The sequence below is a fragment of the Flavobacterium sp. KACC 22763 genome (assembly GCF_028736155.1).
Classification (GTDB): domain Bacteria; phylum Bacteroidota; class Bacteroidia; order Flavobacteriales; family Flavobacteriaceae; genus Flavobacterium.
Genome location: NZ_CP117879.1, coordinates 3,066,184 through 3,079,984, shown reverse-complemented (window position 1 = coordinate 3,079,984; position 13,801 = coordinate 3,066,184). Strand labels below are relative to the sequence as shown.

The 13,801-nt window shown below is 33.0% G+C and carries 14 protein-coding genes; 4 read left to right on the top strand and 10 right to left on the bottom strand.

Annotated elements, in window-relative coordinates; genetic code table 11:
• Positions 1 to 109: 109 nt before the first annotated feature.
• Positions 110 to 2,479 (bottom strand): GAF domain-containing protein, encoded by a 2,370-nt coding sequence (locus tag PQ463_RS12410; RefSeq protein WP_274253983.1) that lies wholly within the window; start codon positions 2,477 to 2,479, stop codon positions 110 to 112.
• A 226-nt stretch (positions 2,480 to 2,705) separates the two neighbouring features.
• On the opposite strand from PQ463_RS12410, the gene PQ463_RS12405 reads away from it, so the two are divergent.
• Both PQ463_RS12405 and PQ463_RS12400 read left to right on the top strand, forming a co-directional pair.
• A complete protein-coding gene (locus PQ463_RS12405) occupies positions 2,706 to 3,458 on the top strand; it encodes a glucose 1-dehydrogenase (protein WP_274253982.1) in 753 nt (250 codons plus the stop codon).
• A 71-nt stretch (positions 3,459 to 3,529) separates the two neighbouring features.
• The gene (locus PQ463_RS12400; protein ID WP_274253981.1) at positions 3,530 to 4,111 is read left to right on the top strand and encodes a TetR/AcrR family transcriptional regulator; all 582 of its coding nucleotides are present in this window, start codon (positions 3,530 to 3,532) and stop codon (positions 4,109 to 4,111) included.
• Positions 4,112 to 4,194: 83 nt separating this feature from the next.
• On the opposite strand, the gene PQ463_RS12395 is transcribed toward PQ463_RS12400, so the two are convergent.
• The 9 genes from PQ463_RS12395 to PQ463_RS12355 all read right to left on the bottom strand — a co-directional run bounded on the left by PQ463_RS12395 (position 4,195) and on the right by PQ463_RS12355 (position 10,607).
• The gene (locus PQ463_RS12395) at positions 4,195 to 5,253 is read right to left on the bottom strand and encodes a nucleoid-associated protein (RefSeq protein ID WP_177212457.1); all 1,059 of its coding nucleotides are present in this window, start codon (positions 5,251 to 5,253) and stop codon (positions 4,195 to 4,197) included.
• Positions 5,254 to 5,298: 45 nt separating this feature from the next.
• Positions 5,299 to 5,658 carry a four helix bundle protein gene (locus PQ463_RS12390; RefSeq protein WP_132989753.1) on the bottom strand — a complete coding sequence of 120 codons (360 nt, stop codon included), beginning with the start codon at positions 5,656 to 5,658 and terminating at the stop codon, positions 5,299 to 5,301.
• A gap of 95 nt (positions 5,659 to 5,753) precedes the next feature.
• Entirely contained in the window at positions 5,754 to 6,296 is a 543-nt protein-coding gene (locus tag PQ463_RS12385) for an IS1096 element passenger TnpR family protein (protein WP_260671019.1), read from the bottom strand.
• A 192-nt stretch (positions 6,297 to 6,488) separates the two neighbouring features.
• Positions 6,489 to 7,088, bottom strand: coding sequence for an HPP family protein (locus PQ463_RS12380; RefSeq protein ID WP_111378298.1), 600 nt, complete (start codon positions 7,086 to 7,088; stop codon positions 6,489 to 6,491).
• A gap of 99 nt (positions 7,089 to 7,187) precedes the next feature.
• A complete protein-coding gene (locus PQ463_RS12375; RefSeq protein ID WP_239457861.1) occupies positions 7,188 to 8,471 on the bottom strand; it encodes a chloride channel protein in 1,284 nt (427 codons plus the stop codon).
• A 238-nt stretch (positions 8,472 to 8,709) separates the two neighbouring features.
• Positions 8,710 to 9,099, bottom strand: coding sequence for an SMU1112c/YaeR family gloxylase I-like metalloprotein (gene gloA2 / locus PQ463_RS12370; RefSeq protein WP_274253977.1), 390 nt, complete (start codon positions 9,097 to 9,099; stop codon positions 8,710 to 8,712).
• A complete protein-coding gene (locus tag PQ463_RS12365; protein WP_274253976.1) occupies positions 9,099 to 9,674 on the bottom strand; it encodes a sugar O-acetyltransferase in 576 nt (191 codons plus the stop codon). The genes gloA2 and PQ463_RS12365 overlap by 1 nt, the downstream gene beginning before the upstream one ends.
• Before the next feature lie 3 nt (positions 9,675 to 9,677).
• Positions 9,678 to 10,136 (bottom strand): YciI family protein, encoded by a 459-nt coding sequence (locus PQ463_RS12360; RefSeq protein WP_111378293.1) that lies wholly within the window; start codon positions 10,134 to 10,136, stop codon positions 9,678 to 9,680.
• A 12-nt stretch (positions 10,137 to 10,148) separates the two neighbouring features.
• The gene (locus PQ463_RS12355; protein WP_198856660.1) at positions 10,149 to 10,607 is read right to left on the bottom strand and encodes a DinB family protein; all 459 of its coding nucleotides are present in this window, start codon (positions 10,605 to 10,607) and stop codon (positions 10,149 to 10,151) included.
• A gap of 143 nt (positions 10,608 to 10,750) precedes the next feature.
• On the opposite strand from PQ463_RS12355, the gene PQ463_RS12350 reads away from it, so the two are divergent.
• Positions 10,751 to 12,916 carry a TonB-dependent receptor gene (locus tag PQ463_RS12350; RefSeq protein WP_274253975.1) on the top strand — a complete coding sequence of 722 codons (2,166 nt, stop codon included), beginning with the start codon at positions 10,751 to 10,753 and terminating at the stop codon, positions 12,914 to 12,916.
• A 451-nt stretch (positions 12,917 to 13,367) separates the two neighbouring features.
• Positions 13,368 to 13,775, top strand: a complete 408-nt coding sequence (locus PQ463_RS12345; RefSeq protein WP_274253974.1) for a DUF2141 domain-containing protein — start codon at positions 13,368 to 13,370, stop codon at positions 13,773 to 13,775.
• The last annotated feature ends 26 nt before the right edge of the window (positions 13,776 to 13,801 follow it).

The window sequence follows — 13,801 nt, the reverse complement described above, 5'->3', positions numbered from 1 at the left end:
AAGAAACTAGTTTCTCACATATACCTATGTGCATTGATACAAGTGAAACGCCTTTTAAGTTTCAAAATCTATGTTTCTATGTGTTTAAAAAATAAAAAAGCTCAACTATTTAGTTGAGCTCATCTAATAAATCCTGATAAGTTATTTTTTTAATTCCTGGGTTCGAATTATTGTTGATTACTTTCACACGAATCGCTCTCAAACCAGAAACTCCCTGAAGATCTTCAACTTCAAATTGTTCAATTGAAGGTTCAAGAATTTTTTTATGCTGCAGGTATTTAATGTATTTTAAATATTCTGCTTCCTCGCTGTTTTGAGAATATACAATTGTAATTTTTTCTTTTTCAGTAATTCGTTCGTTTGTTCCTTTGATGTGCGATTTGTCAATTCGTTTTTTAACGACTTCATATCTTGCATTGTAAGTTCCATCTACATCAAAACGTTTCTCGTCCATTCTAAAACGGATAGAAAGCGCAGAACTGAAAACTAGAATTAACGAAGTAACATCCAATTCGTAAGGCAGAGATTCTTTAAGTTCATGGTGTTCCAATTCCATTTCGCATAAAGTTTGCAATTGCCACAAACGAAGATTATGCAGATACATAATATCGAAAGGTTTTGTTGGCGAGATCGAAGCTCCAATATATAAATTATGTTCTACACCATCCGTTTTAAAACGTTCGTAATAATGCGGATAAATTTGCTGAGCTTCAACTTGTTTTCTGTCTAAAACTGTTGCCAATCTTTTATTGATAATCGACATGGCATTGTCAAACTTCTTTCTTTCCTGATAAAACATTCCTGTTTTTTCGTCTAAGCTATCAAAGTATAATTGTTCTAATTTTTCAGATTTAACATTGCTTTTTGTATTTTTCAGTATCGGATGAATTTCTTCTTCAATGTAACGCTGTATGTGCTGTTCTGTATCTGCTTTTAGTGGATAATCCAACTCGCTTCGAAGCGATTCCAATTCAAATTTTCTCTGCTCAAGAAGAACTAAGTTTGAGTTTTCTTCTTGATTATCAAAAATTTCCATAAGAGCTGTCAGTTGACTTTTCAGATCAATTTTTACTGTTTCATTACGATGTTCAGAAGAACCTTTAATATCAATTTGTCCATACAGCGGATATACATTTTTAAAAACAATTTCTTTAAAAATATAATCTTTAGTATGATTCATATTTTGAAAATAGTTCTGAGATTCTCTCTTGAACTTCCAATACACACTTGGGTGAATCGTAGTGTATTCACGCTGAATAATCGCCTCGATCTGATGCTGCATGTCGGTATTAACACGATCAATAGTATCGGTTAAATATGGCAGAACCAAATCTAGTTTTGTAGCATTTACACTATTTAGATCTTGTATGTTTTGTGAAACTAATTCTACAACTCCTAGTAAATGCCCATTTTTTATAACTGGTGCAAATATACAGCTCTGTATGCCTTGTGACAGTAAATGCTCACCAAGTTTTTTATTTGTTTGTTCTTCAGTGAATTTACGCACATTAGAAATAACAAAAGGCTCATTGTTATCTAATAAATTTTCGAAAGAACATCCGAACAAAGCATTTTTACAATCGACTTCCTGATCAGCCGAAAGCAAGAAGCTTTTCATCTGATTTTCATATTTTGCTGGTCTGATAAATTTTTCTTCCTCTGGATTATAGATAATAAATCCGACTTTTAAATTTGGAAGATTAAAGATAGACTGAAAAATATTAGAGACTTCTTGATCTGTTTCAACCGTTTTAGGCCCAGGTTTCAGAAGATTACTTTTCAATATAGAAATAGCACTTTCTGTTGTCGCATCAAATAAAGAAACAATACCAAAACCTCTTAAAATCCAGCTTCCTTTTGGGAATTTAGATTTCCATAAATTGATATCGTTATAATTATCAAGTAATTGATCAATATCTTCTTGAGTTAGTGGAACAGCGTTTTCGGTTGGAGTAATTTCCATGAAATCAGCATTGTACAAAATGCGATAGTGCTTTTCAATACCATTTTCATTAGGAATGTCATAGAAAAACGGCTGATTGAAATCAATATGCTGTTTGTAATAACTGCTCAAAATTAAACAGCAGTTATTGATATAGAATTGATGGTCGCTAAAGTCGCGAATTTCCATATAAAACTCATCTCCTGCATTTTTGAGGATTTTCTTGAAACGCTCTGTATAATTAAAGGAGATATTTTGAAATGGAATTGTAACCGCTTTTATCTCGTTGTGCGTCAATGCAGTCGGAAATAAATCGGCTAATATATTTTTAATTAAAGCTTCATTGTTTTTGATAACCGAATAATCCTGGATTCCAGTCCTAAGTTCCGGAATTAATTCAATTTGTTCTAAAATCGCTTTGGCATAATTTGATCTGTAATCAACGTCTGATTGAGCAATTTCTTCAAAAGATTCAATTAGCTTGTGAAATGAAATTATAGTGGTAAAAGGACTTTCTTTAAAAAATTGAATATCCATCTGAGTTATTTTTTAATACAAAATTAAGCATAAATTAAGAATGTACGACATTTTGCTATTTCTTTCGCTTATAGTTAAATAGCTGATTGCCTTTAAAATAAAGACATCTAGGAGGGTATTTTTTGTTTTAACAAAAAATTAACAATAATAATAACGGAACGATCGTTCCGTTATTATATCTTTGTATCATAATAATTGAATAATCAATAACTTAAATAATAATAAAATGAAAAATTTAGAAAACAAAGTAGCAATCGTGACAGGTGGAAACAGTGGAATTGGATACGCAGCAGCAGCTGATTTAGTTGCAAAAGGAGCAAAAGTAATTGTAACAGGAAGAAACAAAGAAGCTTTAGCGAAAGCGGAATCAGAATTGAATGTTACAGGAATTGTTGCAGATCAATCTGATTTAAAATCAATCGACAATTTGGTAGAAGAAGTAAAATCAAAATTCGGAAAAGTGGATATTTTATTTTTGAATGCTGGAATTGCAGCTTTTGCACCATTAGATTCAGCTTCAGAAGATCATTACGACAGCATTATGAATGTAAATGTAAAAGGAGTTTATTTTACAGTTCAAAAACTGCTTCCAATTTTAAATGACGGCGGTTCAATTATCTTTAATACTTCTGTAAATGCTCACGTGGGAATGCCAAATTCAAGTGTATATGCAGCGAGTAAAGCAGCGGTTTTGTCTTTAAATAAAGTTTTTGCAGTAGAATTGGCTTCAAGAAAAATTAGAGTAAATGCGGTTTCTCCTGGTCCAATTGAAACACCATTGTACGGAAAAGTTGGTTTAGAAAAAGAACAAGTAGAAGGATTAGGATCTGCTTTGGGGGAGAAAATTTTATTGAAACGTTTTGGACAAGCTGCTGAAGTTGCCAAAACAGTTAGTTTCTTAGCTTCAGATGACGCTTCATTTATCACTGGATCTGAAATTGTAGTTGACGGTGGACTTATCGTAAACACAGTGCTATAATTTTTTTGACCAATTCAGGAACGATTGTTCCGTATTTTTATATCTTTGTAGAAGAATTTAATTGGAATGTCATGGCTAGAACGAAAGAATTTAATGAAGATCAGGCTTTAGATAAAGCAATTGAGATTTTTTGGCACAAAGGTTACAACGGAACTTCTGCACAAGATTTGGTAAATCATTTAGGATTAAGCCGTTCTAGTTTGTATGATACTTTTGGAGATAAGCAAAAGCTTTTTGTAAAGTCATTAAAACGATATCAAAAGCAAAATCTAGATAGTCTCAATGAGCTTTTTGAAAATGCTGAAAATATCAAAACTGCTTTAACTGATATATTCAAACAAGCTGTTATAGAAAGTCTTCAAGATCGAATTACAAAAGGCTGTTTTATGGTAAATTCGGCAGTCGAACTTGCGATGCATGATCCTGAAATTGCAAAAATTGTTCATGATAACCAAAAGGTAGTAGAAGACATTTTTTGTAATGCTGTAAAAAAAGGGCAGGACTTAGGTCAGATTTCTTATAGACAAGATGCGAGATCACTAGCACGATTTATCTTTAATAATTATTCTGGAATTCGAGTTTTGGCTCGTGCCGGTGAAAAAGATAAACAGGTTTACGATGATATTTTAAAATCAATTTTCGCTTTATTTTAGAAAATCAGTTGGAATAAAAAAAGGCAATTACATTTGTAATTGCCTTTTTTTGTATTAAGTAAGTAATAGAAAATGAAAACTTCTTAGCTTTTCTCTTCTTTGTTGAAGTAAACTAAGTAGTAATACATTTGTTTTTCTTCATCCCAGCCTTTTTCAACAAATTTTTCTGCACTTTCAGGATTGATGAAATCCATTTTAATCTGAATGTGAGTATCCAAATTAATTACGTTTTTAATCGATTTTCTAGCGTCAGAAACTGCTGCGTTGGCAATAGGGAATGAGGTTACATCTTCGATGCTGTATTTTTCTCCTTTATCAACTTTATAGTTTTTAAATTCAGGAATCAAATCAGGATTGTCTAGTACTTCATTCAAGAAATTTTGTTCTTCAAACTGATCATTTTTAGCGAAATAATTCACAGATCGGTTCATAAACATTACTTCCTCTTTCTTGTCTTCGGCTGGCAAAACCACGTCTTTTGCGAAGTTTTGACAGAATTTCAAATATTTTTTAGTGATGAAATTTTCATCTTCAAAAGCGTCAACAGATAAAAAGTGCTCTAACCAGTAACGCGCATCATAACGGTTGCTGTCTACAGTAAGGATTTTATATCCTTCTTCTTTTTTGTAGTTGAAAATCAAACATCCTTTATCCAATTTATTCAGGTTGATTCCCTGTTGTAAAATCATCTCAAGGTTGCTGTTATTTTCTTCAAACTGTAAAAAGTCTGCTTGTAACTCACTTTTAAAAATTCCAATTGCATCAACAACATTGTTGTCAATACTTAGGTTTGTTAAATAGGTTACGTAAACCTCTCCATTTTTAATGTGCGGGTGATTTGACTGCTCATATAAATGTTTTGTGATGTTTTTAGAAACCTCATGAACATTTGACGGATTAGCAAAAATCTCAGTTGCATATTTAAACATGTCGTTGTAGTCCAAGTCCACTTCGTGTGCAAACTGATAATAGTTTTCTTCTTTTTCTCTAAAAGGCTTAAAAAAGAATTCTTTTATCAAAGGAACAATCTCGTCATTTAAATTAAACGGCTGCTCCGATAAAAAAATCGCTTCGTTACGGCTTTTGTTTCCTACGCGGTGTATTGACAGCGTGTCGATGTGGGTGTTGAATAAGTTGATCATTTTTTTGAGTTGCTGAGATTCTAAGTTTCTAAGATACTAAGTTTTTTAGATAGTGTCTTTTAATTTTTTGATTAACGACGCTAACATTCTTTCGATCTCTCTACTGTCCTCATATAAAAGGTTAAATTCTTCTTCGTTTATATAAATTATATTTTTTGCAATTTCAAGTTGGGTCTGCATTTCAAATAAGGAGCCTAGAGAAATATATAAAAACCGTAAAAAATCTTTATTACTTTCTCTTCCAGATCCTTCTGCAATGTTACTTGGAATTGATACTGAACTTCGGCGTATTTGCGAAGTTAATCCAAAAGTTTCTTCTTTTGGAAAAGTTCTTGTTACTTTATAAACTTTTGTAACTAAGGAAATTGATTTCTGCCAGACCAAAATCTTTCTAAAATGACTCATTAACTTATTTTTTAAAATAAATTCAAAAATAAGAAAATTCGTTCAAATGTTAAAAACTCAGAATCTTAGAGTCTTAGAGTCTTAGCAACTTGACGTTAGTTCCAATTCTCCTCAAATCCATAATCTTCAAAGCTGTCATCACCTTCGAACATATCAAGATCGTCTTCGTCTAGGTCGTCTTCAAATTCTCCGTAGATATCGTCGTGCATGTCATCAGCTTCGAAGTTTTTTTCGTGAGCTTCATCTGGCATTTCACCGTGAGAGAATAGAGTTTCAGGGTAAGTTGCTCCAACAGTTTCATCTTCGATAGCAGCCAATTCGACTAAGAAAGTCCACATGCTGATGAAATCGTAAACGTAGATAATCTTTGTATTTTCTTTGTCTAAAATACTAGATAACGGATAATCGTTCATGGTTCTCATTTCGCCAGGAACATCTCCTGTATCAAAAAGCGGAATTTCATCTTCTTGATTCCATGTATCATCACAAGTATAAAATGAAGCCACTTCTGATCCGTCAAAGCCAAAAGCATTGAAGATTGCATTGTGTAAATCCTCAAGTGTATCTTCCTCAAGAATAGCAATGTCTCTAAAAATATCTTCTTCGGCGTCTAGAATAACTCTAAATTTATAAACCATAATCTTTGTTTTTATTGAGAGGTCAAAGGTAAAATATAAAAAACGAAATACGAATTACGAATCGTGATTTGTTGAAAAGATTTTAGAAAATTGATTTTCAATTAGTTTGTCAGGCTGAGCGAAGTCGAAGCCCTTTTCCAATTGGAACGCCATTCGACTTCGCTCAGGGTGACACTAAGACGGAAAACAAAATTACTTTCTCGCCAGTCTTTTTCTAATTTTATGATAATGTTTGTGATAAGTGCTGTGACTTGGATAGCTTCTGCTTGAAGTCATATTGTTAAAAACCAAGGCTGTCAAAAGTAAAATCATAACTCCTGTGAAAACTGGGGAAAGAACATACATATAACCAAGAGCTTTTACTTTTTCTGTTCCAATAACTGCAATTAAAGCCGTTGCTCCTCCTGGCGGATGAAGCGTTTTGGTAATCTGCATTAAAATAATGGCGATTGAAACCGCTAAAGGCGCAGCAATCCACATAATATCAGGAACCAGTTTATTGACTGTAACTCCAACAAGAGCCGAAATTACGTGTCCACCGACTAAATTTCGAGGCTGAGAAAACGGACTCTGGATAATTCCGTAAACCAATACGCTCGAAGCTCCGAAAGAGCCAATTAAATAAACCGCATCAGGACCAGAAAAATGTATGGATTGAACGTAAGCCAAAATTCCGATTCCAATAAATGAACCTAAAAATGACCAAAAGTGTTCCTTATAGTCTATTAAGGTTTCTTTGTAAAGAATGTAACGTGTTTTGCGATAGCTTCTTTTTATTTTTTCAGTGGGCATAGTATGTGGTATTATTTTGCTCGTTATGTTTTTAAATATACTTTGCGGTATGTTATCAGACTTTATTGCTTTGTGAATCTGTAGCTTGTCGGTTTGAGGTTATTTAATTAGGCTTGGGGAATAACTGTATACAGTATACGGATAAATTGTTTTTGCAGTGTATTTTGATATTAAACAAACTACAAGAATTGGGAAAAACAAAGTATAATCGTTTGTTAATCCGCAAACTAAAAATATTGCTGTAAAAGGAGCATGAATGCTGGCACTTAGAACCGCCGCCATTCCAATAATCATAAAGTTAACCGGAATTACATTTACATGGAAAAAGCTGTTTAAGATAGAAGCCAGCAATAATCCCAAAAATGCTCCGATAAATAAGCTTGGTGCAAAAACACCGCCGTCACCGCCAGAAGCCAACGTAATTGAAGTTACAATTGGTTTTAGAATTAAAATTCCGATGAAAGTCAGCGCTAAAGTAATGGTCAATTGAGCTTGATGCACATTTCCGAAAATTCCTTTAATGGCATGATAACCTTCTCCGTATAATTGTGGAAAAAAGAATAACGAAAGGCTTAAAACAGCAGATCCTAGAATGATTTTGTAATAATGCGTATCGATTTTTCCAAATTGAGATTTGAAGAATAAAACGCAACGTGTCAGATAAACCGAATTCATTCCCGCTAAAATTCCTAAAAGAATAAAGTACGGAATCGCTTTTAAATTCCATGTTGTAATTGAAACCGCAAATAATGGCTCTTCTTTTAAAATGGTCAATAAACCAAATGCGATAGAAACGGCAATTAAATTTGAAATGATAAATGCTCGTGTTACTTTTCTGGAAATTACTTCGAAAGCAAATAAAACTCCTGCAATCGGACTGCTGAAAAGTGCTGTGACTCCCGCCGCAACTCCCGCGCAGATTAGTTCTGTTTTGTATTGACGGAAAACATTTTCTTTTTCGTGAGCAACAGAACCAATAGTTGCTGTGGCTACAACGGTAGAAACTTCAATTCCTGTAGAACCTCCGAAAATAACAGTTAGTAATCCGTTTATGAAATGTGATGGAATTTTATAAGAAGGTAGATTTTTAGATTTTGATGCTGTACTTTCAAAAACTTCTTTGATTCCTTTGTTTTCTTTTTTCTTAAAAAGATATTGTCTTAGGAAATAAATTACCGACAAACCAAAAACAGGAAATATGATGTAAAAAATGGGATGAACCGAAACTTCGTGAAAGAAGATTTCTTCGTAATATTCGGTTATTTTTTTTAGTGAAATTCCGAGAAAGGCAGAAAGGAAGCCAATTAAGATAGAAACAATAACTAATTTTCGAAATTTGATTAATTGATGATTTTTTTTGATTTGCGCCCTTTTGTTCATCATTATAAGTTTGAGAATTCCGCATTTTTTTTCTGCGGATTACAAAATTAAGCATCAAATTCGGTTTTTTCTAGGAAATCTTCATTTTAGTGTGTTAAAATGAATATAAACAGGAAAATTCTGTCGTGTGTTTTACTTGGCAAAATGAAGAGAAATTGCTCGCAAAGTCGCAGAGTCGCAAAGTTTTTTAAGTAAATTCTTTGCGACTCTGCGACTTTGCGAGATTAAAAAATAACTTAATTTATCTCTCGTAAAACTCAATTGGCAACAAATCCGGATCGGTAATAAAAGTGAAACGTTTTTCTGTCGTTTCATCAACTCTGATCGGTTCTGATTCTATATTTTTTGAATTTAAAAAAGCAATCGTTTCTTCCAGATTAATGACTTCAAAAGCCAAATGTCTTAAACCAACCGCCTCAGGTCTTGAAGGTCTTTGCGGCGGATTTGGAAATGAAAATAATTCGACAACATAAGAGCCATTCAAAGCCAAATCTAATTTGTACGATTGGCGTTCTTCACGGTAAATTTCACGAATAATGGTTAAACCTAAAATCTGAGTGTAGAAATATTTCGATTTTTCGTAATCGGAACATAAGATGGCAATATGATGAACTTTATTAAGGGTAAGCATTATGATTTTGATTCAGATTCTTGATTTAATTTTCGAATAACTTTTGCTGGATTTCCAACAGCAAGCGAATTGTCTGGAATATCTTTTGTAACCACAGATCCAGCACCAATAACACATCTTTTTCCGATTGTTACGCCAGGGCAGATAACAGAATTTCCGCCAATCCAACAATCGTCTCCAATTGTAACAGGATAAGCATTTTCTAATGTTTTTCGTAATTCAGCGTCAAGCGGATGAGAAGCGGTATAAATTTGAACATTTGGCGCAATAAACACATTTGATCCGATTGTTACGGGCGCACAGTCCAAAACCACACAGTTCACATTAAAATAAACATTTTCTCCAGCAAAAATATTGTACCCATAATCACAATGAAAAGGAGGTTCAATATATAAACCAGCTCCAGCATTTGGAATTAATTCTTTTAAAATCTCTTTTGCTTTTTTGGTAACTCTATATTCTTTTACATTCAAGCTGTGTAAAAGGTTTTTTGCCGCACGGCGACCTTTTAATAATTCAGGATCAAAGGCGTTGTAATATTCGCCAGAGATCATTTTTTCTTTTTCTGTTTTCATATTTTACATTTTCGTCTTGGCAATTTTTTCATGCATTTTCGGAATTTCCTGCAAAGCGGCAGAGCAATACCAAGGCGTTAATTCGGCTTCGAGTAAATTGGCTTTTATTGCTGGATCGGTAGCAACAAGAGCTTTGGCTTCTTCAATCGTTTCTACATTAAAAATATAAATGCCACGATAATTTCGATCATTTTTCATGAAAGGTCCGGCAACAGCCAGTTTTCCTTCTTTGGCGAGTTTTCCAATATTCTCCATGTGGCCTGCAAAAAGTTTTTTGGTTTCTTCTTTAGAAGCGGTTGTATTACTTCCTGATTTTAGAAGACAGAAAACATATTTCTTCATTCCGTATTCGTCGGCATGGAGCGATTTCGCTAGAGCTTCATCATATTTCACTTCGGTTTCTTGTGAAAAGCCGATTGCACTCATTACTAAAAAAACAAAAACTAGAAGTGGCTTTTTCATGATTAAGTATTTTTAAAGCAGTTTTTTCAAAATAACAATTTGTCCCAAATGATACACGTCATGTTGAATGATTCCGTGAATGTCTTCATAAAAATTATGATTATTGTTTAGATCTATTTTCTCGAAATCTTCATCATTAAAATCATTCAGGCAAGCACTCCATAATTCCTGAGATTTTGCCAGACTTTGCAGTGATTGTTCCCAAGCGGGTTCAGATGAATCTAAAATGGGTACAAAATAATTATGATCGGGAGTTGTAATTATTTCTCCTTGAACACGCTTTAGTATATTTCTTCTCCATTGTATTAGGTGATTGACAATTTCCCAAATTGTGTTTAAGTTAGGGTTGATTTTTTTATAAGCCTGAGCTGCAGTTACATCTTTTAAAGTATCTGCTAAGGTCACTTCAAGCCATGGATTTCCATTATAAATGGATTGATACAAATTCGAAACTCTTTTACTTTCTGACATAGTTAATAGTTTTTAGAAACACGTTAGCTAAGATACAAATTAGTATTTTACAACTCATCCTCGAAAATCTACAATTGGGTTATTATATATTTTTTAACATGAATTGTTAAAATACATTTGCTTCATCAAAAACCAAAGATGACATGAAAACCAAATTATTTTTTACAATAAGCTTTTTATTTTTTACAGTTTTAATTTTTGCTCAAAATACTATTTCTGGAAAAGTAGTTGATCAAAAAGGAAAACCTGTTGTTGGAGCAAATATATATATTGACGGAACTTACGATGGAGCGACAAGTTCTGAAACAGGAGCGTTTTCTTTTGAAACTACAGAAATTGGAAATAAATTTTTAGTAGTAAGCTTTTTACTTTTCGAAACTTACAAGCAAGAAATTGATGTTACAAATTATAAAGATCAAACGGTAAAATTAAGAGAGAACGTTAATACTCTAGATGCGGTTGTCATTACTGCTGGAACTTTAGAATCTGGAGATAAAGCAAGAGTTTCTGTTTTAAAGCCTTTAGATATTGTTACAACAGCAGGTTCTGCTGGAAATATTGTGGCTGCATTGCAGACTTTGCCAGGAACTCAAACTGTTGGAGAAGATGGGCGTTTGTTTGTACGTGGAGGAGAAGCCAGCGAAACACAGACTTTTGTTGACGGAATTCGTGTAGCGCAGCCTTATGGCGCAACTACAAATAACTTACCAACAAGAAGCCGTTTTTCTCCTTTTTTGTTTAGCGGAATCGCATTTTCTACAGGTGGTTATTCTGCAGAATATGGTGAAGCCTTGTCGAGTGTTTTGCTTCTAAATACACAAGACGAAGAGGATCATGATAAAACAGATATTGGGCTTATGACGGTTGGTTTGAGTTTAGGAAATACGCAGAAATTCAAAAAAAGTTCATTGAGTGTAAATATGATGTATGTGAATTTAGCGCCTTATCAAGCTGTTATTCCGCAAAACGTAGAGTGGAATAATCCGTATCAATCACTTGGAGGTGAAACCGTTTATAGATACAATTTCACAAACGGAATATTTAAGCTGTATGCTTCTTTTGATTCTGAAAAGTTTGACTTGAATCAGAAAAATGTCAATTTCGAGAATCCGATTCGAACAGATATGAACAACAATAACTTCTATTTGAATTCATCTTATAAAGGAAGTTTTGGAACGGGATGGCAAATTACTTCTGGAGTGAGTTACGGTTACAGCAAAAACAAACTGAAATATGATATTACAGGAATTGATAGTCAAGAAAATGCAGCGCAGTTGAAACTGAAGTTAAGCAAGAAATTTTCAAACTTTTTTAAATTGTCTTTCGGAAGCGATTATTTCATTACAAAATACGATGAAAACGTAGCCGATAATATTTCCCTTAATGTTACAAATGGTTACGATTCGAACATTTTTGCAGCGTATACTGAAGGTGATATTTTATTTTCTAAAAAATTAGCGTTGAAAGTTGGTTTGAGATATTCAAACAACAGTTTATTAAACGAAAACAATATTGCACCAAGAGCTTCATTAGGATATAAAGCTTCAAAAAATAGCCAGTTCTCTTTTGCTTACGGAGATTATTCTCAAACACCGGTTGTAGATTACATTAAATTTTCTAAATACCATCAGTTTGAAAGTGAGAAAGCAAGACATTATATTTTCAATTATACGTTTACAAGACCAGGACAAACACTTAGAGCAGAGGCTTATTACAAAGATTACAGCAATTTGGTGCAGTACGATACGAGAGATATTCAATACAATTCAGTTTTCAATAACAACGGATCGGGTTATGCAAAAGGATTGGATTTATTTTGGAGAGACAGCAATTTGTATAAAAACTTAGAATATTGGATTTCATATTCTTATATCGATTCAGAAAGACAATATAAAAACTTTCCAAACATGGCAACTCCAAGTTTTATTGCCAATCATAACTTATCTGTTGTGGCAAAATATTTTATTACAGACTGGAAATCTCAGGCGAGTTTAACAAATAGTTTCAGCACTGGACGTCCGTACAACGATCCGAACCAAACACAGTTTATGAACGGAAAAACAAAATCGTATAATAGTTTAAGTTTTAGCTGGGCGTATTTATTAACAACACAAAAAATCCTTTATTTCTCAGTTTCAAATGTTTTAGGAACTCAAAATATCTTCGGATATGATTATGCTAAAACACCAGATGCAAGCGGAGTATATCAAAGGCAAGCCGTAGTGCCAACAGCAGACAGATTCTTCTTTGTAGGTTTCTTTTGGACAATCAGCCAGAATAAGAACGAGAATCAGTTGAAAAACTTGTAGTTCGAGGTATAGATGCTAAGATACTAAGGTTCTAAGTTGCTAAGGTTTTTGCCATAAAAACTTAGTCCCGATAACTATCTGGATAGTCCCTCAGAACCTTATCAACTTAAAAAAAAACAATTCATCATCAAAAATCAACAACTCAGTATCATTTAATTTTAAAAGACTAAAAACCAGCATACTTTTGAAGTATAAATTAAAAAGTCGCTAAGTGGCTAAGATTCTGAGATTCTAAGTTTAAAAAGCTTTGAAACTTAGATTTCTTAAAAACTTAGAGGCAAAAAAAAGAGTTTTAATCATCAATTAAATTCGAGAGAATAAGTTGCTAAGACTCTAAGATTCTAAGAAAAAAAACTTAGAAACTTAGCAACTCAGTACCTCAGAAGCTTAAAAAGAAAAACTTTGAATCTCAGAACCTTAGTAACTTAGAAACTTTAAAAAAAAAGAAATTATGACCAAAATTATTACAATAACTATCTTATTTATCTGCAGCTTAATGTCTGCTCAAAATGTAAAATTAACTGTTGCCGTTTCAGGTTTAAAAAATGATACAGGCGTTGTTAAAGTAGGACTATATAATTCAGACGGAACTTTCCTTAAAACAACTTACAAAAGTTTGGCTTCGGAAATTAAAAACAATCAGGCGGTTGTAACTTTTGAAAATCTTCCAGCTGGAGAATATGCAATTTCAACTTATCATGATGAAAACATCAACGGAAAGCTTGATAGAAATGCAATGGGAGCTCCATCAGAAGAATATGCAGCTTCAAACAATGCTAAAGGATTTATGGGACCTCCATCATATCAAGATGCTAAATTTAATGTCACTAAAGATTCAAAAATTGAAATTGTATTCTAAACAAACAAATAACTAATCCATATAAA

Bases quoted from the DNA above. Each gene is read 5' to 3' on its own strand.
- PQ463_RS12410 (WP_274253983.1), bottom strand. From the start codon at position 2,479: ATGGATATTCAATTTTTTAAAGAAAGTCCTTTTACCACTATAATTTCA.
- PQ463_RS12405 (WP_274253982.1), top strand. From the start codon at position 2,706: ATGAAAAATTTAGAAAACAAAGTAGCAATCGTGACAGGTGGAAACAGT.
- PQ463_RS12400 (WP_274253981.1), top strand. From the start codon at position 3,530: ATGGCTAGAACGAAAGAATTTAATGAAGATCAGGCTTTAGATAAAGCA.
- PQ463_RS12395 (WP_177212457.1), bottom strand. From the start codon at position 5,253: ATGATCAACTTATTCAACACCCACATCGACACGCTGTCAATACACCGC.
- PQ463_RS12390 (WP_132989753.1), bottom strand. From the start codon at position 5,658: ATGAGTCATTTTAGAAAGATTTTGGTCTGGCAGAAATCAATTTCCTTA.
- PQ463_RS12385 (WP_260671019.1), bottom strand. From the start codon at position 6,296: ATGGTTTATAAATTTAGAGTTATTCTAGACGCCGAAGAAGATATTTTT.
- PQ463_RS12380 (WP_111378298.1), bottom strand. From the start codon at position 7,088: ATGCCCACTGAAAAAATAAAAAGAAGCTATCGCAAAACACGTTACATT.
- PQ463_RS12375 (WP_239457861.1), bottom strand. From the start codon at position 8,471: ATGATGAACAAAAGGGCGCAAATCAAAAAAAATCATCAATTAATCAAA.
- gloA2 (WP_274253977.1), bottom strand. From the start codon at position 9,099: ATGCTTACCCTTAATAAAGTTCATCATATTGCCATCTTATGTTCCGAT.
- PQ463_RS12365 (WP_274253976.1), bottom strand. From the start codon at position 9,674: ATGAAAACAGAAAAAGAAAAAATGATCTCTGGCGAATATTACAACGCC.
- PQ463_RS12360 (WP_111378293.1), bottom strand. From the start codon at position 10,136: ATGAAAAAGCCACTTCTAGTTTTTGTTTTTTTAGTAATGAGTGCAATC.
- PQ463_RS12355 (WP_198856660.1), bottom strand. From the start codon at position 10,607: ATGTCAGAAAGTAAAAGAGTTTCGAATTTGTATCAATCCATTTATAAT.
- PQ463_RS12350 (WP_274253975.1), top strand. From the start codon at position 10,751: ATGAAAACCAAATTATTTTTTACAATAAGCTTTTTATTTTTTACAGTT.
- PQ463_RS12345 (WP_274253974.1), top strand. From the start codon at position 13,368: ATGACCAAAATTATTACAATAACTATCTTATTTATCTGCAGCTTAATG.